Source organism: Oceanobacillus sp. FSL W7-1309, from assembly GCF_038002145.1.
In the GTDB taxonomy this organism is placed as follows: domain Bacteria; phylum Bacillota; class Bacilli; order Bacillales; family Amphibacillaceae; genus Oceanobacillus; species Oceanobacillus profundus.
Window position 1 is genome coordinate 344,004 of sequence record NZ_JBBOBX010000001.1, and the last position, 20,034, is coordinate 364,037.

Genomic DNA, 20,034 nt, shown 5'->3' on the forward strand with positions numbered 1-20,034 from the left:
GCAAATGAATAATTATACTCATTTCTATTTATATAAGATGTTACTCCTTAACAATCAAACTAATTTTAGTAGATTTGGATTGAGCTACTTTGTATATTCGATTAAAATAATTGTATAAAAATTAAAGGAGCGCAAATCATGATCTACGATGTTGCAATAATCGGTGCTGGTTCTATGGGGATGGCAGCCGGATATTATCTTGCCAAGAATGGCAAAACAGTAGCTTTAATTGATTCCAATAATCCGCCTCATTCTAATGGATCTCACCATGGCGAAACTCGAATTATTCGGCATGCTTATGGGGAAGGTGATAGCTATGTTCCTTTGGCATTACGTTCACAAGAATTATGGTATGAGCTTGAACAAGCTTCAAATCGAAAGCTTTTTCATCAAACAGGGGTATTAAATATTGGTTCTAAGGAATCTACTTTTCTACAAAATGTCATGCAATCTGTTGAAAAATATAAGTTATCTGCTGAGATATTAACCGCCCAAGAGATAAATAAAAGATGGCCCGGTTATCATCTGCCAGATTCTCTAATTGGTTGCTTCGAAACAAATTCAGGAGTTTTAATGAGTGAAGAAGCTATTATTGCCTACCGTGACCTTGCAATAAAACACGGTGCGAATCTATACACAAATAGTCAGGTACAGCATTTGAATGTAACGAACGATCTTACAACAATTGAGCTAGCTGATCAGCATATTGAAGCACAACAGCTCATTATAACAGCTGGAAAGGGAACAAACCAGATTTTATCCTTACTCGGCTACGAGTTGCCATTGCAACCGGTGCGAAAAACATTCTCCTGGTTTGAGGCAAAGAAAGATATATACCATTCGCATACATTCCCAGCTTGGTCCTATGATAATGCAAATGAAATCTACTACGGCTTTCCAAGTATTGAGGGGGCTGGCATTAAAATTGGAAGACATGATGGAGGATACCCTGTCCAAACAATAGAGACATTAAAAGCATTTGGTACATATCCGGAAGACGAGCAAGATGTCACACAATTTATCCACCAATATATGTCTGCTGACTTAAAGCACAAACAAGGAAAAGTATGCACCTATACAAACACACCAGATGGAAACTTCATAATCGATCGACTTCCAAACTATCAAAATGTCATAACTGCTTGCGGATTTTCAGGACATGGATTTAAGTTTAGCAGTGGTGTGGGAGAGCTGTTAAGCCAGATGGTTATTCATGGGAAGAGCTCATTGGATATAGGTTATTTTTCGTTGGATAGGTTTTAATACTTCAATTAGATTCCAGCCGATTATTAGCTAAACAAGAATTCCCAGCAATAGAATGCTGGGAATTCTTGTTTCTTCAAAGTGCCTCGTATCTATTAATTTTCTTTATGAGTCGCCCCCACAGGCTCAAGCACATAACTCGCTGCAGACTCTCCCGCTAACTTGCCAAATACAGCACCAGACATTAATCCAGATCCACCTGGATAGTTATGATAAAATAAGCCACCTACCATCTCACCTGCTGCAAATAAACCTGGAATCGGTGATTGATTTTTATCTAGTGCTTCCCCTTTTTCATTAACATGAATCCCTCCAAATGTGAAGGTAATTCCACATGTTACCGGATAAGCATAAAATGGTGCCTGATTAAACGGAAGCGCCCAATTACTCTTTGATGGCGTTATACCCTTCGTTCCCTTTCCATCTTTGATGGCTGGGTTATACTCCCCTTCTTGAACCGCTTGATTATATTCCACTATCGTTTCTATGAATCTAGCTTTATCAATATTCATTTTATCAGCAAGTTCTTCAATTGTGTTTGCCTTGATACACGTTGCTTCTTCTAAATTATATTCTGCTCGCAGCAAAGGACGAACCTGCTCATCAAACAATTGAAATGCTTTTTGTTCTGGCTGGCGCAGCGTTTCTTTTCCATACTTTGCGTACGTATAATTCCGAAAATCTGCTCCCTCATCCACGAAGCGTTCTCCTTTGATATTGACAATTAGCCCGAGTGGATAAGAAGATTTTTTATAAATATCTCCTGGTTTACCATAATCCCCGACTTGTGGAGCTTGAAAATCGGTCGTATGCGCATGGCAGCCTGACCAGTCTCCATATGGCTGCGCTCCAGCTTCTATCGCCATATCTAAACCATCACCTGTGTTGTATTCGCTCCCTCTTACCTTAGCCTTCTCCCATTCTCCCCCTAAATATTTGGCCCGTTTTTCTTTGTTTGCTTCAAAGCCTCCACATGCCAGCACAACTGATTTTGCAGGAATTTGCTTTTCCTCACCATTTTCCACCACGATGATACCGCTTACCTTTTGGTTAGTTGTCTGTAACCCGATAGCTCTCGTATTATAGCGAATTTCTATACTTAAATCTTCAGCCTTATTAATAAGTGCTTCAATAAGCCCGATACCTTTGCGATTTGTTTTTACTGGGAGACCTCCCCAAAATTGCTGCACTCCATTATTGTTAAAGGATTGATTCTCGTTTAACTCAAATTGCACACCTTGGCTCTTCATCCACTGAATCGTATCGTACGACTTGTCAACAAGCTGTCGCGCTAAGTTAGGGTCGCTCTTTCCTTCCGTCACATTCATAATATCATTATAGTAATCTTCCGTATCATAATCTGGCATAACCGTATTTTGAAAGTCTTTGGGGGATAGTTGATTCAATATGGGCTCTAGTTCACCTTTGTTTTGATAGGCAAAACGAATAGCCCCATCTGTGAAAAAAGAATTTCCACCACGTTTTTCTTTTGGTCCACGTTCTAAAATAAGTACATTGGCACCATTCTCTTTTGCTGCGATTGCTGAGCAAAGTGCTGCATTTCCCGTTCCCACAACAATTACATCGTAAGCTTTGTTTTGGTTACTCATGCTTAATCCTCCCTAGTTAAATTTATCTTCTACGCTCAGTATAGGGCTGTTATTAACATAAATAAAATACTGTTTTTTTAGCGTATTCAATAAATTTATTTTATAACTAGAGAATCCTATTTAAAACCTCAGCAGTGAACCCTTGGGTACCTTTATCTCCACCTAAATCTTTCGTTTTAATTCCATCCAATAGTGTTCGGTGCAAGCTTTCTTCAATCTTATTACCTACTATCTCTAACCTGCTGTCCCCAAACCTTTCACTCATCCATTCGAATAATAGAGCCGTAGATAGCATCATCCCAATTGGATTAGCAAGGTCTTTTCCAGCAATATCTGGTGCTGATCCGTGAGCTGCTTGTGCCATAGCGATCTCTTGATTTGTATTTATCGAAGGTGCAAGTCCCAAACTGCCAATCAACTCTCCCGTTAAATCGGACAGTATATCTCCGAACATATTCTCTGTAACGATAACATCAAAATCCTGAATTCGTCGAACCACATGTGCACACATTGCATCCACATGGTAATCGTCAACCTCGACCTCTGGATACTCCCTTGAGATTTCTTTACAAATATCTAAAAACATGCCCGACCCTATCCGAATGACATTTGCTTTATGCACGATTGTTACTTTCTTCTTACGCTGCATAGCTTTTTGAAAGGCTGCATGGGCTATCCGTTCAATGGCCTGTCTTGAAAAAACACCTGTTGTAATTGCAACATCCTTTGTAATCTGAAATTCTCCGACACCACGGTACATATTGCGATCAACATAGAATCCTTCTGTATTTTCCCGATAGATTACGAGATCTGCTCCCTCTACAACACCCTTGATACTTGGAATGCTTTTAGCCGGACGAATATTCGCATATAAATCAAAGTGATGGCGCAGCTCACCACTCGGATTACGGATCGATTTAAATTCTTCAGGATAAGAAGCTGAATCATGCGGTCCAAGCAGCCAAGCATGACAATTCTCCAACGCTTTTTTCGTTTCCTCTGGCAATGGATGATTGGTTTCTGCTATGCCTTTCCAGCCAACTAAAAGTGGAACCCACTCCACTTTTACATCATGCTTTTCCATAATTGCTTCGACAAGCTTAATTGTTGCTTGGACAATCTCCGGTCCAATCCCGTCTCCTTCTAGTACCCCAAGCTTATATAATGCCATACTTTCTTCTCCCCTTTTACATCAGCAGTTGCCTATACCTTAATCAAAAATTACATTCGTGTCTAATACTTTTTTTCTCATCATTCCGATAAGAAAATCTAATCTTTCCCATTCCATTCTCTCAAATGATTGACAAACCGGTCCACTACGGTTAGATTTTCAAAGGATTGATTATACATCAGCCACGTTTCCCTTGTCACAGGGCTTCCATCTTTGAAACATATTTCCTGCTGGTACAAACCATCATCCTTCTTCAGGCAAATACCCGGTACAACTGCAAATCCGAAGTCATTTTTAACCATTTCCTTACACGTCTCTAGCCGATCAACCTCCATTTCTATATTTGCTGGTTCCGAAAATTGATCTGCCCACCAAGCGGTTATGCTATCCTTCAATGAACTGTCCGTACTGTAATTAATCAATCGATACTCCGGCAACAGGTCCATATTCAATTTCTTTTTGGATATGAGATAGAGCGGTTCTTTTCTTAACAACATCTTTTCCCCTTGCCATCCGCGATCGCTTCTTAAAATCCCTACATGCACACTTGAATTATTCAGAAGATCAATCACCTGTGTACTCCATCCAGTTTTTACATTGAATCGTACATTCGGGTAATTTTTAGAGAAGTTTTTTAGAACTTTCGGAAGTAAGTATTGTGCAAAATTACTAGATACTCCTATGCGTAATATACCTGATACCTCTTCCTCCATATTGCTCATTGTATCCTTCATCAATTGAAGCTGTTTTAACATTTCTTTGGAATACTGGACTAAATATTCACCTTCTGAAGTAAAGCCTATTCCTTGTTTCGTTTTAAAAAATAACGGCACCCCAAATTCCTCTTCTAAGTTTTTCAACCGATAGCTCAGAGAAGGCTGTGATACATATAATTTGGCAGCGGTACGTGTCATATTCCTTTGTTCGTAAAGCGTTTTCATTAAAATCCAATCTTTTTGATCCATGCTCTCCCTCCATTTGCTTTATGTTAATTCCATTATGGAAGAAGTCCCCTTTCGTTATCAAGTTTTTTTATGAAGATAAATAAAATATCATTATTTTACTTATACACTGAAAGCGTTTACTATATTGACTAAGATAATTCGGAAGGAGATGAATATTTTGAAGATACGTTCTATTATCGCACTAACGCTCATCATATGTTTTTTTCTTATGGGCTGCAATACACTGCAGGCAACAGGAAGTAATCAAGAAAATGGGGGTAACAATTCTTACCATGGACAGACCATTTCCTTTGTTGTACCTTTTCAAGCTGGTGGCGGTACCGATGTTTTCGCCAGGTTTATGACACCTTACTTTGCAAAGCACCTTGAAGGCAAACCTAGAGTTCAAGTTGAAAATATCCCTGGGGGAGCAAGCATTACCGGAACAAATGAATATGCTAATTCACGTATGCCAAATGGCTTAAACATTCTTACTTCAAGCGCTTCTTCCCATGTTCCATTTATGTTAGAGCAGTCTTCTGTAGACTATGATTTGAGTAATTTCACACCGTTAATCGGGGCACCATCTGGTGGTGTTGTTTACACAAAACCAGAACTGGCCAAGGGTGGAATGGAAGATTTAATGTCATTAGAAGACGAATTGTTTTATGCCGGTATTTCCCCAACAGGCTTAGATTTAGTAACACTGCTATCATTCGAAGTTCTAAAGATGGATGTAAAAGCTGTTCTTGGGTATGAAGGGCGTGGACCTTCCCGCGTTGCATTTGAGCAAGGAGAAAGTAACATCGATTACCAAACAACAACTGCCTATAAGAACAGTGTTGAAGCACTTGTAGAAGAAGACAGAGCAGTACCTTTGTATAGCTTAGGACAGATTGATGCTAATGGGGATCTCATCCGGGATCCACAATTCCCTGATCTTCCAACCATTGAAGAAATCTACGTAGACATCTATGGAGAGGAGCCAAGTGGAGATGTATGGGATGCGTACAAACAAACGGTAGGTGCTTCTTATACATTGAATAAAGTAATTTGGGTGCACAATGACGCGCCAGGTAACTACCAGGACTTACTGAAAAAAGGGATGGAAGCTCTAATTAATGACGAAGAATTTGCGACCCATTCTGAAGAAATCTTAGAGGGATATAACACGTATGTAGGTGAGGAATTGAACGCGCAGATTAAACAATCCTTCTCTATATCGCAAGAAACCAAGCAATGGATTATCGAGTATTTACGAACTAATTTTGACATTGATATTAAAAAGCTTTAGAGGGGAGGTAGTTTCATGATCGAAAGTGCAATTGAAGCGCTATTTATTGTATTAGATCCCTCAAGACTTGTCTATATGTTTATAGGTATCGGTATTGGGGTTGTTGTTGGATTACTGCCTGGTTTAAGCGGCACAGTAGGCATGTCTTTAATGCTTCCATTTGTTTTTGGTCTTGATCCATATGTAGGAATGGCTCTTTTAATTGGAATGATTGCTGTTATTCATACTGGTGACACCTTTCCATCAATTCTTTTAGGGATACCTGGAACATCTGGCTCACAGGCAACCATCATGGATGGATTTCCTTTAGCCAAAAGAGGAGAAGCTTCCAGGGCAATGGGGGCCGCCTTCTTTTGTTCCATGATAGGAGGAGTCATTGGTGGGATTGCGCTTTATTTAACAATCCCTTTTGCCAGACCATTAATTACGTCTTTTAGTTCACCTGAATTATTTATGCTAACCATGCTGGGGCTTAGCATGGCTGGTTTACTAGCTGGTAAATCGCCTTTGAAGGGTATCATTTCTGGAATCCTTGGCTTACTAATCGGCTCTGTCGGCAGTGCACCAGCTGTTCCTGAATATCGGTACACATTCGACACGTTATATTTGACGCAAGGCGTTTCTTTACCAGTAGTCGCAATGGCTATATTCGCCTTTCCTATCATCATCACCATGCTGACAAATAAAGGCAGTGTAGCAAATCATGCAACACTACAAAGCGGCATTTTAAAAGGCGTTATGGATGCATTAAAAAATAAATTCCTTGTTTTCCGAAGTGCTGTAATCGGAGTTTTAATTGGATTCATCCCTGGATTAGGCGGTAGTGTTGTTGATTGGATTGCCTATGGGGCTGGCCAAAAGACAGTGAAAAATAACCATTTTGGAAAAGGAGATATTCGTGGAGTTATCGCTCCAGAAAGTGCAAACAATGCAAAAGAAGGGGGTTCCTTAGTACCGACATTGCTTTTCGGGATACCTGGCAGTGGTACAACGGCGATTTTACTGGGTGGGCTAACGCTCATGGGATTAGAAGCTGGTCCGAAAATGCTCACTACTGATTTATCCGTAACTTTATCGATTGTGTGGACATTAGTTTTTGCTAATGTTTTTGGAGCACTGCTATGTATGATTTTAGTTCGGCCGATTTCGAAGATCAGTTTTGTACCTGGAGAAAAAATCGTTCCTTTCCTTCTCGTTTTACTTGTAATCGGTGCCTATCAAAGTACGATGTCTTGGGGAGACCTGATTATCTTTGTCATGATTGGTTTGCTTGGCTATGTTATGACCATCTTGGACTGGCCAAGGCCACCACTGCTGATCGGTTTTGTCCTTGCCCTGCCTGCTGAACGGTATTATTGGATTTCTATTGAAAGATATGGCTGGGAATGGATTACAAATCCAATCGTTATTTTCCTTGCTGTTATTATCGTCGTACTTCTTTCAGGAGGAGCAATAATGAAACGATTCAGTAAGGATTACGAACAAGGAGGAATCAATTAAGATGAACAAAGATTACCTTAATCTTATATTCAGTGGTTTTCTTTTTATCCTGTTTACGCTAGCAATTATAGAAGCCTTAACGTTTAGTAAATTAGCGCAGTTTTTCCCTTTATATATATCCATTGCAGGTTCTGCGTTGACATTAATCTATTTAATTACAGAGGTTTACAAGCTCTATAAACAAAAGGTTAAGGAAGGAGAACAAATTAAAATCTCTTTACTTGCACCACTTCGATATATAGGCTGGATTCTCGGCTATTTAGTACTCATTTATATTGGAGGATTAATGCTTGCAACTGCAATCTTCTTAATTCTGTTTTTAATACTTGAATCTAGGATGAATTTTATACACACCGGTATATCTATTATTGCTGTACTTATTGGTGTTTCATTATTGAGCTCGGCCCTCGATATATACTGGCCAACAAATTTACTTGGTCTTTAAGACAAGGAGGATGAAACATGCGAGATTATGAAAAAATCCGCTCTGCCATCATACGTGGCGGAACAAGCAAAGGAGTTTTCATATTAAAGAATGACTTGCCGTCAAATCCCATGACTAGGGACAAGGTAATTTTATCGATATATGGCGGGACAGATGAAAGACAGATTGACGGTCTCGGGGGAGCCGATTCCCTTACGAGCAAATTAGCGATTGTCAGCGTTTCCCCTCGACCTGACGCTGATATCGATTATACGTTTGGACAGGTTGGAGTAGGCACAGGAAAAGTAGATTATAACTCCAATTGCGGAAATATTTTAAGCGGTGTGGGCCCTTTTGCAATCGATGAAGGTTTAGTTGCTGCCCAGGAACCTTACACCACCGTTAGGATTTTTAATACGAACACGAATGGAATTATCGAAGCTAAAGTTCCTGTGGAGTCTGGCAAAGCTCGTTCAACTGGTGATTACACGATTGACGGTGTACCAGGAGTAGGGGCAAAAATCATGTTAAACTTCTTAAATGCATCTGGGGCTAAAACGGGCGAGCTTTTCCCTACAGGAAAGCGAAAAGAAATACTTTTAACAGAAGCAGGAGAAGTTGAAGTCAGCGTTGTTGACGTAACCGCACCTGTTGTATTCGTTCATGCAAATCAGTTAGGTTTAACTGGTACAGAACAGCCGACAGACCTTACGAAAGAACATTTAAGCATGCTGGAAAAAATACGCTCAACAGCTGCTGAAAAACTTGGATTCGTAAGCGATGCGCATGACGCAACAAAAGAAACGCCATCCAGTCCTAAAGTAATCATGGTTTCTCCTAGTCAAACCTATTCAACGGTACACGGCGAGTTCGTTAAACGAGATCATATTCATTTAACCGCTCGAGCAATGTCCATGCAAAAAATGCACAAAACATTTCCCGTTACTGGCGGACTATGTACTGCGGCAGCTGCTAAACTGAAGGGAACAGTCGTTTATGAGTGCTGCAATAATCCTGATGCTGATGAGATCATCATCGGTCACCCGTCTGGTTCCATGGATTTCCTTATTACATTTATAGATAATGGTCAATATGTTCAATTCGAAAAAACCGCTGTTGCAAGAACCTCTCGACGTTTAATGGAAGGATACGCATATGTTCCTAAGGAATTATTTTGGAATGAAACGGAGTCGATTCGTAAATAAGATACTTTACATGATAAAAAGCTTCTCTTATCCGAGAAGCTTTTCTCATCCTGGAATTATTTATTGTTACTTGAGCATGTAACAGACAAAACCTGAACTTTAACGAACTTGAAATACCTCTCTCCAGCAATTCATTCTATCTATCCCCTATTATCCAAGGAATGCTGACATTCTTTTTCACTATACTTCGTTTCTCCCTCAAAACTTTCGGTCACGCCATCAGCTGAAAGGATATCTTTATCACAAAATTGCTGAACCTGTTTTCCTTTTTTCGTTACTCCATAATAATACGTTATATTCGGTTCATCTTTAAATACAACCATGTAATGTCCTTGATAATAATCCGTATTCGTTAAGTGCTTCGGTTCTACATAATGTGCCTCCTCCATTTGATCCTCTGTATACCCCATCTCCTCCAGACGTGGTGGAACATGCTTATTCACAAGGTATTTCGTATATGGATTTCCATTGTTTAGCACATAAAGAAAGCCAGCTGGAACAGCAATGAAAAGTACAATAAAAAAGATGCCAACTATAATCAGTAGCTTTTTGGTACTCATCTGGCGTCGCTCCAATACATCGTAATTGTAATTAATCTATTTAACAGGCATACTCAGGACATTTACCATTTTCCGTTTTGCTTCGATTATAGCTTTATTAGAGCTTAGCAGCAATTAGTTATTCTACAACTTCCTAAAATTTCAATCAAAATCAAGTTTGCGTTTGATGTCATAGTGAGGTTGGGTGGTGCTATAAGTTTGCGTTTGGTGTCATAGTGAGGTCGGGTGGTGCTATATGGTTTGTTTTTAGTGTCATAGCGAGGTTGAGTGGTGCTATAACAATTGGATAATTTATTTTAAACGTGAAAAACCCCCTATTATTACCCTCTGATTTTTCATTTTCATCAATATCGGTTATAATAAAGTAAGAAATCTGCATACACTATAAAAAGGTCGCTAGTGCTGCTACACTAACGACCATACAATAGCCCTTCAAGGGGGCGACTCACATTAGAGCTATACCAATAACCACCCTAATTGCTCGTCAGGCTTATGGGGTGGCTATTTTTTTTGGTTTGACAGCACAGCCACAATTAAAGCTCCAAATGAAATCATTAGAACCAACGCCTCATATACCGTCATCATCCATCACCCCCTTTCGATTAAAAGGGGTGAGCCACCACTCATGGTTATCAAGACCTAAATTGTAAAAAGTCATAAAAAATAAGGGATAATACATATTATATATGACTAATATGTATTATCCCTTTTGTTACACAATCGCGCCCTTTTGTTGAGTAAGCTATTTTTCTTTAACAGCAATATAAATATCAATATTGCCATCTGGGTAATACTTTTCAAAATCATAAGTATATGCTCGTTTTAATTGACCTTCTTCTTCTTTTTTCCATATTTCATTCCATGTATTAAATATACCTTGTTCCTCATCCGTATTGACTTTGAATATTTCGTATTTTGTATCATTAGGAATAACTATTGAAGATTCATTTTTTCCTTCAATAGCAACACCTAACGTATAATCTCCTTGGTAATCAGACTCATATTCGTGATACAAACCATATGTATTTCCTTCGTGTTTTGATAACTCAATTGATGCACTTTTCCACATATCAGTGATCTTTTGCATGACACGCTCGTCATTAAAATTATTCGTCCTAATCTTATTAATAATTGTCAGATCCATAAATACCACCCTTTAAATTGTATTTTATATAAAGTTCCAGTTATTCCTGATTTGCGTCAGTTTGCTGAAGAAGTACGCTTGAATAAACTATAAAAGTGTTTCGTCTTGAACGAATCCTAATTCATTACCATCTATATCTAGGATAGTGAATTTTCTGCTGCCATATGGTGTAGAAAACAACTCTTCTATTACATCTACATTATCTTTTAATTTCTTCCAAAGTGTATCTACATCATCAACATAGAAGTTAAAACGTCCAGGTGAAGGATAATTTTCATGTTCCATTATAGCAAACATTGCGCCTCCTTCATGTTCAAAATGCACATAATTAGGCTTTTCTGGTGGCCATAAGCCTCCTACGGTAAAACCTAAAACATCTTTATACCACTTCAAAGCCCTTTCTAATTCTTTAACATTTGCCCGAACGTGTAAAAGTCTTGTTTTCATTTATGTTACCTCCTGCTACTCCTCGTTAATTGATAACTTAGTGATTCGATTCACTTGCTAATATTTCCTTCTCTTGTTCAAGAATCTGGCCCGATTGCTGAATTGTATAAGAATGTTTTGTTGGTTTCGTTACTTCAACCTATATAGTTTTAAAAAAAGTAGGACTAAAGTTTTTTATACACCTCCCCATAAGCTACTTTTAACTGCTCCCGTAGTTGTTTGTTATCATCTTCTAGCTTCTTGATTTTCCGTTTTAATGATTCTATAATGGCATTTTTATTGTTGTCGTTTATTTCTCGTTTTAGTTGTTTTGGTGTTGGGATTTGCGAGTTCTGCTGCCTTAATAACCCAATTCTTTCACGAATCTCAGTATTGTTGTACAATGTTGCCTTCGCTACACCTGCTTCTTCCGCAACACTATTGAAATTAATGTTTTCATTGGCTCGTATGAGTCTTTGAATCGCTTCATCAACTTTTTTACGTGTGTTCATTTTTCTTGTTTCATGTATTTTTTTCATATGTTCCTTACGATTATAATTAATCATGTTTTAGCACCACTCTTTCCTTTTCGTTCTATTTCTCTTTTTAAACGATCAAGACGTCCATAAATTACATTTCCTTTTTTAATTGTATCGTATATTTTTTGATATCTTTTCAAATTCTTTTGATTTGCTTCAATCATATCTTCTCGACCAAATTGCTTTGATGCTTCGATCATTTTTGATGTGGATTCTATGTGAAGTTCATATTTTTTAATATCCATATCAGAAATACCAACTGCTAAATCAAAGCAAGGCTTTCCATCATTAGCTGTAAGACAGGGAGGTTCAGCTGCCAATGGACAATTACCATTGACTCTTGCACGGCAAGATCCGTAGGGGTTTTCTAAGGCGTTAAGCTTTTCGTTTTGCCACAATATATCTAGGATGTTTTCCGGGACTTCTTGATTTTCTGGGATATGATGTATCTCTCCATTTAAATCGAAAGTAAAAACTCCCTGTTTAACTACTTTCTCAAACACTTTTCTTTTTGTGTTATCCAATAGCTTTGCGTAGCGCATTGTCATTTCGGGAGAGGCATGAGCTAATAATTCTTGAACTGTAATGATATCTGCTCCTCCATTTAACATTTTGACGGCATAGGTATGTCGAAATTGATGGAAGTTAAAATGGAACAAATCACCCTTCTCATCAATAATGTTCTTTTCCCTTGACAGTATATTTAACTGACTTTGTACCCACCCTTGAGCGAATGGCTTTCCTTTTCGAGAACCACGATATCGAATGAAGATAAATCCTTGGGGATTGTTTTCAATATTACTTTTATCATTTGATTTTCGAATAAGAACAGCTAAGATATTAGCCAAATCTTCATCAATAGGAATTCGGTGTCCTTTTACATATGTTTTCTCAATATCAGCTACAATCGAGTATTCGCCATTTATTTGTAACAGACAATTAGTTTTTAACCCTAATATATCCGAGATACGCAACCCTGTTTTGAAGGCAATCCATACGATTGGTATTACATCTTTATGTAAATCATTAATGTGATTAAATAGTTGATCTAATACAAAGTCAGGAATATATTTAACTTGATCTATTGACCTTTTTCGCGGCTTAGGAATATCCTGAGAAAATATTAATAAGCGAGTGTCTAATATTGGGGAAAGTTCATACTCATAGTGTTGAATGTCCGTAAGAAATTTATTTATTTTTTTTAATGACCTTGCTACATATTCGTTTGTATTTCCTTGTTTTATATTTTCTTTTGCGTATTTATGTAACCATCGAATATACTTTTCCATATCTACTCGTTTTAAATCCTTTAAGTTTGTCCAAGTAGGTTCTAATGAAAGGATGAACGTTAAAAAAGTTGATACACTTTTAATATACTCCCGTGCTGTACTCCATGAAAAATTGTTTTTACTTAGTAATCGTTGCTTGAAATACTTTTTTACCTGGTTCCGTATATTAACTTCGTTAATATTGGTAAAATTAACAATATAATTAGTAGAGCTCTTGATATAATCAATACCGTAGTCTTTATGTAAATTTCGTACATCCCACTTATCCTTTTCCCATTCGTCACGATTATCCGTTAGTCTATATAAATTTAAATATAGCATTCTTAATATCTTTGATATTTCCTTTTTATGTGTACGAATTCCATAGATTTTATTTTGAATATTTCTATGTGTTTTAATACCTTTCTTTTCTAACCAATAAATCCAATCCAACTCCGCCTTGTCAATATCTAAATTAAGTAACGAGTCAAGGTCAGCATAATACTGATCTATAAACAAAGCTAATTTGTTTAAATGGTTTGCTTTTTTTCCACCACCAAACAGAGTCGATAAAGACCATTCATCATTGAATATTTTATGATAAAAAACATACTTTACTTCTAATTTAATAATCGGACTTGTAAAATTAAAACAAACATTTTTATCTTTAACAGTATAATTATTTTTTTGTTCAAAGTTCTTAATACTACTTAAAAAACTATAGTTCCATATATCTTTTTTGAGAAAATAAGAGTTCTTGACATTCTTTATAGTCTTTAAACCGTCTTTTTGTACTATTTTTAATGGATACGTCGATAACTCTTGTCGCAGTTGTTCGTGTAAATCTTGGTCTCCTAAATAAGGATAATACTCAGTTTGCTTATTCATTCTCTTAATCTCCTTTTTTACTATTGTTCATTTTAAATACAGACTCAGTTTTTTCCCAATCCTCACGGATATCTTTCTCAGAAGGGTGAAGATATAAATTCATTGTTGTTTGAATTTGGGAATGTCCTAAACGTTCCTGTATCTGTTTAATATCTCTTGTATTTTGATAATACATGGTTGCGTGTGTATGGCGAAACAGGTGAGGGTGAACTCTTATCCCTGTCTTTTTTCTTAAACGCTTGAATAGAGATTCTACATCGCTATAATTCATCGGTTTTCCTATGTTTTTCCCGCGTATTTTGATAAAAACGAAGTTTGCAACCAAATTTAATTCGTCTGCGACTTCGTATAAATAATCATCATAAAGATCCATTAAGGTTTGTGATACAAAAATCTCACGCTCGCCTGTTTTTAGCTTTGCACCATTCTCTAATTCCCCTCGGTCTACCAAACTGATTCGGTGTCCATTTTTGTGATCAAATTTAAAGTCAACCATAAAAAGTGAAAGGACTTCTCCGATACGCAATCCCGTTTCAAATAATAGCTGAATTAGAAAGGTATCTCTTATATTGGTTGTTGCGTAAATTACTTGTTGTACCTGATCTTTTGTAAGTGTTTCCATTATTTTACGAGGTTCCTTTATTTTCAGTATATTTCGAGTGGACGGTTTATCTTTGTTTACATGATATAAGAAATCTTTGTAACGTGTCCTACTTCCGGTAAAGACCTGTTGCATTAGCTTTTTAAGCATGTCATTTTGTATCTCTTCATTTCTATACAAAAAATCATAAAAATTTGTAACAACAGTAATCGTCAAATTTATTGTCTTCTCTGTTCTTTTTGCCTTTACTGGATGAAGAGAAGAAACCTTTATACTTTCATATGGACTTCTTAACCAAGCAACAAATTCAACTAAGTCTTCTAACTTTATGTACTTATAATCCTTTTTTGTCGCCTCTAAGTATGTAAAATACTGCTTTAATGAGTAACAGTAAGTTTTTTGTGTATTACCACTTTTACCTGTTGTGTCTAAAAACTTTAAATATTTTATTACAGGAAGAACAGGTAAACCAGCATAATCTAAAAGTATGTACCGTTTTGTCTGGTTCTCTAATAATACCTCTTGAACCTTCACTTTTCATTCCCCCTTCTTAATATATTTGCAAATAATATCTTGTCTTATATTATACAATCAATACTAATTAGAAGTAGTACATAAAACGATTATAAAATAAAAAATAATAGTGGATAATCCATGTTATATTAAACATAGAACCCACTATTATTATAGTATAGTTAACCATGAAAACCTTCTTGTACAAGTTCTATTGTAGCAATAATACAGTATTTTTAACAGAACATATTTTCCCATTTTTCCATTTTCGTTTATAATGCTGCTATCGATCGCGAGACTTCACTTCGTTGCAAATGAGAAAACTAAACGACCAAAACATCCATAATATCACTAAATTTCACTCTCGTCCGTTCCTCATTATCAAATACAATGCAGTCATTCAAAGCAACGCTCAACAGCTTACCCTTTACTTTATGATAATCATGCATTTTATAATATTTAACCTCTATTGTCAGGTTATCATGGATTGCCAGCTGCAATTTTATCGCGTTTTCTTCCACCTGTTGTTCGTCTAATATCGGTTTTTCTTTATAATTATATTCAATCTGTAAAGCTTTTAACATTTCGATATGCTCTGGAAGCATGAGTGCTGTCCATTTCTTCGATCCGCGATCATGTATCATGCACTTGCCGCCTTCCTGTTTGCTTTCTGTACCGACAAAATATTTTCTATTTTGAACGTACGGACCCGCTTGCGATAAAAACAATATGCTAAAATATGATCTTCACGTATCTCTAATACACGCACAAATCGTTGCGAAACCTTACCATTACGTGCCATATAAATCATTTCCAGCTTTATCTTCTTATGAACAGCATGATTTAATAATTTCATCTTATCGCACTCCTTAAATAGAAACGTTTGTTCTATTATACCACAAAAACCGAACATATATACTGTTATTTATTAACATTGATAATTTACATTTTCTTGCATATACTAGGAACAAACGTTCTAAAGGAGTGAGTCAATTGGACTATTCTTCTTACCCCCGTCATGATGTGCTTTGTATTGATATGCGTTCTTTTTACGCAAGCGTCGAGGCAATGAAACTAAATGAGGATCCGATGAAGGTTATGCTTGCCGTCGTTGGAGATCCAAACAGATCTGGGAGTATTATACTAGCAGCATCCCCTGCCTTAAAGCAAAGATATGGGGTAAGTAATGTAAGTCGTTATTTCGAATTACCAGACGACCCGAACATTATCGTTGTGCCAGCCCATATGGCTGATTATTTAAACGTATCCGTTGAAATAACAAAATTACTGCATGATTACGCACCACCAGAAGCAATCCATCAATATTCGGTTGACGAAGTTTGGATTACCGTAAATGGCCTGCAAAAGCTTTTCGGAAGTCGTCAGGAGATTGCATACAAGATACAGCGTGACATATTGGACCGATTTGGAATTACTTCCTCTATTGGGATTGGGGATAATAAATTTCTCGCAAAGGTCGTCATGGATTTACACGCTAAAAAAACAGGGATTGCAGAATGCAAATACGAGGATGTACCAGAAAAACTCTGGCCAACTCCTGTTCAAAACATTTGGGGAATCGGACATCGAATGATGAAGAACTTACACCGCATGGGAATTGTCACACTTGGGCAAATCGCCAATTATAAACTAGAGCTTTTACAAAAACGCTTTGGCGTCATGGGAGAACAACTCTATTGGCATGCATGGGGAATTGATTTAAGCCCTGTTTTTGGCGACTTCACAAAACAAGAGCAAAAAGGATTCGGACATGGCATATCTTTGCTTCGGGACTACACGAGAGAAGAAGTTTCTTACTGCATTCTTGATCTTTGTGAGGAAGTATGCCGCAGGGCTCGCACAGCAGGAACGGCAGGAAGAACCATCCAGCTTAGCATTTCCTATTCAAAAGAAACAGCTGGTGGATTTTCACGTTCCCGATCGATTGATATCCCTACCAATGTGACCATGGATATGTATGGAGTTTGCATGCAATTATTTCAGGAATTTTATGATGGAAAAAGCATGATTAGACATGTATACGTCACCTTAACAAAGCTATTCGATCAGACCGATGTCCAGCTCGATTTATTTGAGGATCGCGCAAAGAAAAATGACATCGGCTATGTAATGGATGCGATTCGTGATAAATACGGATCCACTGCTATTCTCCGCGCTTCCAGTTATACAGATGCAGGGATTACGTTGGAGCGCAGTAAGAAGATTGGTGGGCATTTTGCTTAGGAATCTCAAGGGACAGCTTAGCTTGTCCCTCTTCCCCACTCTATTAGAAATTTACACTTTACTGAAACTTCCCGCCTTTCCTTTTCGTATTATAGATATAAGGAAAATAATGGAGGTGAGGACATGGAATTATTCGTGAAACTGATTTTTGCAGCAATTATTTTCGTATACAGTTATCGGTTTATTATCACGCTAATCAAAATGAAGCAAGAAATAGTATTTCCTGCTTCGATCGAGGAATTTAATACCATTCGAAAACACCCGGAAAAACCTGTATATCCTCCTACCTACTCAAAGCAAAAAACTGGGATTATGATTTACGCTTTAACACTTATTTATTTAACCGCGATGCTCATTGCAAGCTATTTTTTTGATTTATTTTGGTCTATATACCTACTACTCATCCTTCCAATTTTCCATCTGTCTAACCTTTTCAATATGTTTGTGTTCGTACAGGATGGAGTCTTATGTGGCGCGCGCTTTGTCCCATGGAGGAAGATTAAATCATTTGAGTTTGTACGTATCGATGTGAATCACCGATATTATGGATTTTCCAAGGATGTGAATGATCAATATGAATTGAAAATTAAGACACGTTTTGCCATCTTAAGTTGTGTTGTCACTTCCAACGAAATGAAGGAGCGATTAAGGTATTTATTAGAGGAACAAAGAATCAACGAATTGAGCTTGGGAAAAGATATAATTTACTGATATAACGCGATATTGGGTAGACAGGAATCCCAATACCGCGTTTTTTCCTTCCATTGACCGCTAATCAATCTCTACTCAAATAAACTTACCTAAGACGAACTTACCCCTATCAAACGAAAAACAGCTATTCCGGATAGAAGAATATCCAAACTTTTACTGGTTAAACTAACGATGAATCCACTCGAAAGGAGCTTTTGCATGAATCAATTAACACAAACCGAACTAGAAAATTTACGAAAAATGATTGGTGAACATGGAATGATTGCGAACAAATTAGAATCCTACGCGGCATCTGCAACAGACCCAGAACTAAAAACGATTTTACAACGAGACGCACAATCTGCAAGGCAGGCACAACAACAGCTGTTACCATTTCTACAATAGGAGGAAAGAAGCATGCTACAAGATAAAGATATTGTGAACGATTATTTAAATGGATTAAATGCAAGTCTAAAAAGCTATGCAGGCTATATAAGTGAAGCAAATAATTCGCAACTCAGACAAACACTTGTGAGTTTACGTAATGGAGACGAATCCCGCCAACGGACCGTATATAGCTATGCACTGCAGAATGGTCATTATAAACCAGCACAACCCGCGACACCTGAAGAGATTCAGCAAGTAAAAACGGAACTAAGCTCAGGTCAATAACTATTTATACATGGAAAAGCATTTATTTTCTTGAATCGCAGAATATCCTTTTCACCATAAAAATCGGCAAATAACATATTTGCCGATTTTTTTATTTTCCTTCTCCGTTCTATCTTACCAGTGACATTCCCCTCCCCTATATATATAATGTTGATAAGATTACTAAGAATTAAAGGAGACTTAAATCATGAATATCGAAAACATCGAAGCCTTTGTGTTAGTGAATCACTTTGGCAGTATCAACAAAGCCTCCAAAGCCCTGTTCTTATCACAGCCATCCGTGACAGCACGAATCCAAACGTTAGAGCGGGAGTTAGATACGAAGCTTTTCGATCGGGTTGGCAGGCAGCTCGTGATCACAGAGCAAGCAAAGGAATTCCTTCCTTATGCTGAGCAAATTATTCAATACTATAAAACTGGCAAGAAACAATTAAAAGTGAAAGAATTATCCGATCAGTTAATAATTGGATGCACAGAACTCGTATCCAATTACTTAATTCCAAAAGTCATACCCGCTTTTACAAAGAAACATCCGGACGTGCAACTAAAGCTGGTTACAGGGTCAAGTGATGCCATTCAAAATAAAGTATTGAATCGTGAAGTTGATATTGGTTTTGTCAGGAATAGTTCTCATCCGCTTATTACATCTGAAAAAGTATTGGAAAGTCCAATCAACCTGTTTGTACAGCCTGACCATCCTTTTGCAAGCTTTGATTCAATTAACATCGAAGCATTAGCACAAGAACCGATTATCTTTTTTGAATGTGGATCATTAGATTGGTCCATGATACGGAATCTATTTCAAAACCTAAGTGTCAAACCTATTATCCAATATGAAGTAGATAATATGGAAGCTGCAAAAGGCTTGATGGTAAGTGGAACGGGCATTGGTTTTCTCCCAGAAATCAGTGTACGTAATGAACTGGCCCGTCAAGAACTAGTTCATGTGAATTTACCTTTTGTATCAAATCTGTCGCTGAAAACAAACATGATTTTTTACACAGAAGAAACACCAAACTATTATACGGAATTACTAGAAATCGCTAAATTAGAAGGAAGCAAGAGAAACTGAAGCAGA

General features: G+C 37.3%; 22 protein-coding genes. 10 read left to right on the forward strand and 12 right to left on the reverse strand.

Annotated elements, in window-relative coordinates; genetic code table 11:
- Window positions 1–138 precede the first annotated feature (138 nt).
- Entirely contained in the window at window positions 139–1,263 is a 1,125-nt protein-coding gene (solA, locus tag NST46_RS01475; protein ID WP_341136633.1) for an N-methyl-L-tryptophan oxidase, read from the forward strand.
- A gap of 95 nt (window positions 1,264–1,358) precedes the next feature.
- On the opposite strand, the gene tcuA is transcribed toward solA, so the two are convergent.
- The 3 genes from tcuA to NST46_RS01490 form a co-directional block, all read right to left on the reverse strand.
- On the reverse strand, window positions 1,359–2,873 hold the full coding sequence (gene tcuA / locus NST46_RS01480; RefSeq protein WP_341136634.1) for an FAD-dependent tricarballylate dehydrogenase TcuA: 1,515 nt from the start codon (window positions 2,871–2,873) through the stop codon (window positions 1,359–1,361).
- A gap of 106 nt (window positions 2,874–2,979) precedes the next feature.
- The gene (locus tag NST46_RS01485) at window positions 2,980–4,044 is read right to left on the reverse strand and encodes an isocitrate/isopropylmalate dehydrogenase family protein (protein ID WP_341136635.1); all 1,065 of its coding nucleotides are present in this window, start codon (window positions 4,042–4,044) and stop codon (window positions 2,980–2,982) included.
- A 98-nt stretch (window positions 4,045–4,142) separates the two neighbouring features.
- Complete coding sequence (locus NST46_RS01490) at window positions 4,143–5,009, reverse strand: LysR family transcriptional regulator (RefSeq protein ID WP_095313242.1); 867 nt, start codon at window positions 5,007–5,009, stop codon at window positions 4,143–4,145.
- Window positions 5,010–5,157: 148 nt separating this feature from the next.
- Here NST46_RS01490 and NST46_RS01495 point away from each other — a divergent pair, with 148 nt between their 5' ends.
- The 4 genes from NST46_RS01495 to NST46_RS01510 are packed head-to-tail and all read left to right on the forward strand — an operon-like array spanning window position 5,158 to window position 9,411.
- Entirely contained in the window at window positions 5,158–6,282 is a 1,125-nt protein-coding gene (locus NST46_RS01495; RefSeq protein ID WP_445321717.1) for a hypothetical protein, read from the forward strand.
- 15 nt (window positions 6,283–6,297) lie between these two features.
- Window positions 6,298–7,782, forward strand: coding sequence for a tripartite tricarboxylate transporter permease (locus NST46_RS01500; protein WP_095313244.1), 1,485 nt, complete (start codon window positions 6,298–6,300; stop codon window positions 7,780–7,782).
- A gap of 1 nt (window position 7,783) precedes the next feature.
- Window positions 7,784–8,227, forward strand: coding sequence for a hypothetical protein (locus tag NST46_RS01505; protein ID WP_341136637.1), 444 nt, complete (start codon window positions 7,784–7,786; stop codon window positions 8,225–8,227).
- Window positions 8,228–8,244: 17 nt separating this feature from the next.
- Window positions 8,245–9,411: a 2-methylaconitate cis-trans isomerase PrpF family protein gene (locus tag NST46_RS01510; RefSeq protein ID WP_340002204.1), complete on the forward strand. Its 1,167-nt coding sequence runs from the start codon at window positions 8,245–8,247 to the stop codon at window positions 9,409–9,411.
- Between the two features lie 140 nt (window positions 9,412–9,551).
- Here NST46_RS01510 and NST46_RS01515 read toward each other — a convergent pair whose 3' ends face one another.
- From NST46_RS01515 to NST46_RS01550, 9 genes are all read right to left on the reverse strand, one after another.
- Complete coding sequence (locus NST46_RS01515) at window positions 9,552–9,971, reverse strand: DUF3139 domain-containing protein (RefSeq protein ID WP_341136638.1); 420 nt, start codon at window positions 9,969–9,971, stop codon at window positions 9,552–9,554.
- 501 nt (window positions 9,972–10,472) lie between these two features.
- Window positions 10,473–10,556, reverse strand: coding sequence for a putative holin-like toxin (locus NST46_RS21840; protein ID WP_222863057.1), 84 nt, complete (start codon window positions 10,554–10,556; stop codon window positions 10,473–10,475).
- Between the two features lie 157 nt (window positions 10,557–10,713).
- On the reverse strand, window positions 10,714–11,115 hold the full coding sequence (locus tag NST46_RS01520; RefSeq protein WP_341136639.1) for a GyrI-like domain-containing protein: 402 nt from the start codon (window positions 11,113–11,115) through the stop codon (window positions 10,714–10,716).
- Between the two features lie 87 nt (window positions 11,116–11,202).
- Window positions 11,203–11,562 (reverse strand): VOC family protein, encoded by a 360-nt coding sequence (locus NST46_RS01525; RefSeq protein ID WP_341136640.1) that lies wholly within the window; start codon window positions 11,560–11,562, stop codon window positions 11,203–11,205.
- A gap of 164 nt (window positions 11,563–11,726) precedes the next feature.
- Window positions 11,727–12,107 carry a DUF6262 family protein gene (locus NST46_RS01530; RefSeq protein WP_341136641.1) on the reverse strand — a complete coding sequence of 127 codons (381 nt, stop codon included), beginning with the start codon at window positions 12,105–12,107 and terminating at the stop codon, window positions 11,727–11,729.
- A complete protein-coding gene (locus NST46_RS01535; RefSeq protein ID WP_341136642.1) occupies window positions 12,104–14,236 on the reverse strand; it encodes a tyrosine-type recombinase/integrase in 2,133 nt (710 codons plus the stop codon). Before NST46_RS01535 ends, NST46_RS01530 begins: the two co-directional genes overlap by 4 nt.
- 4 nt (window positions 14,237–14,240) lie before the next feature.
- A complete protein-coding gene (locus NST46_RS01540) occupies window positions 14,241–15,371 on the reverse strand; it encodes a tyrosine-type recombinase/integrase (protein WP_341136643.1) in 1,131 nt (376 codons plus the stop codon).
- Window positions 15,372–15,673: 302 nt separating this feature from the next.
- Entirely contained in the window at window positions 15,674–15,994 is a 321-nt protein-coding gene (locus tag NST46_RS01545; protein WP_095313252.1) for a YolD-like family protein, read from the reverse strand.
- Window positions 15,991–16,206: a hypothetical protein gene (locus NST46_RS01550; protein ID WP_341136644.1), complete on the reverse strand. Its 216-nt coding sequence runs from the start codon at window positions 16,204–16,206 to the stop codon at window positions 15,991–15,993. Before NST46_RS01550 ends, NST46_RS01545 begins: the two co-directional genes overlap by 4 nt.
- Before the next feature lie 137 nt (window positions 16,207–16,343).
- Between NST46_RS01550 and NST46_RS01555 the strand changes: the two genes are divergently transcribed.
- The 5 genes from NST46_RS01555 to NST46_RS01575 all read left to right on the forward strand — a co-directional run bounded on the left by NST46_RS01555 (window position 16,344) and on the right by NST46_RS01575 (window position 20,028).
- Window positions 16,344–17,594 (forward strand): DNA polymerase IV, encoded by a 1,251-nt coding sequence (locus NST46_RS01555; RefSeq protein WP_341136645.1) that lies wholly within the window; start codon window positions 16,344–16,346, stop codon window positions 17,592–17,594.
- 123 nt (window positions 17,595–17,717) lie between these two features.
- The gene (locus NST46_RS01560) at window positions 17,718–18,305 is read left to right on the forward strand and encodes a hypothetical protein (protein ID WP_303447485.1); all 588 of its coding nucleotides are present in this window, start codon (window positions 17,718–17,720) and stop codon (window positions 18,303–18,305) included.
- A gap of 198 nt (window positions 18,306–18,503) precedes the next feature.
- Window positions 18,504–18,689, forward strand: coding sequence for a hypothetical protein (locus NST46_RS01565; RefSeq protein ID WP_095313259.1), 186 nt, complete (start codon window positions 18,504–18,506; stop codon window positions 18,687–18,689).
- A 12-nt stretch (window positions 18,690–18,701) separates the two neighbouring features.
- The gene (locus NST46_RS01570; RefSeq protein ID WP_095313261.1) at window positions 18,702–18,956 is read left to right on the forward strand and encodes a spore coat protein; all 255 of its coding nucleotides are present in this window, start codon (window positions 18,702–18,704) and stop codon (window positions 18,954–18,956) included.
- A 187-nt stretch (window positions 18,957–19,143) separates the two neighbouring features.
- The gene (locus NST46_RS01575; RefSeq protein WP_341136646.1) at window positions 19,144–20,028 is read left to right on the forward strand and encodes a LysR family transcriptional regulator; all 885 of its coding nucleotides are present in this window, start codon (window positions 19,144–19,146) and stop codon (window positions 20,026–20,028) included.
- Window positions 20,029–20,034: the final 6 nt, after the last annotated feature.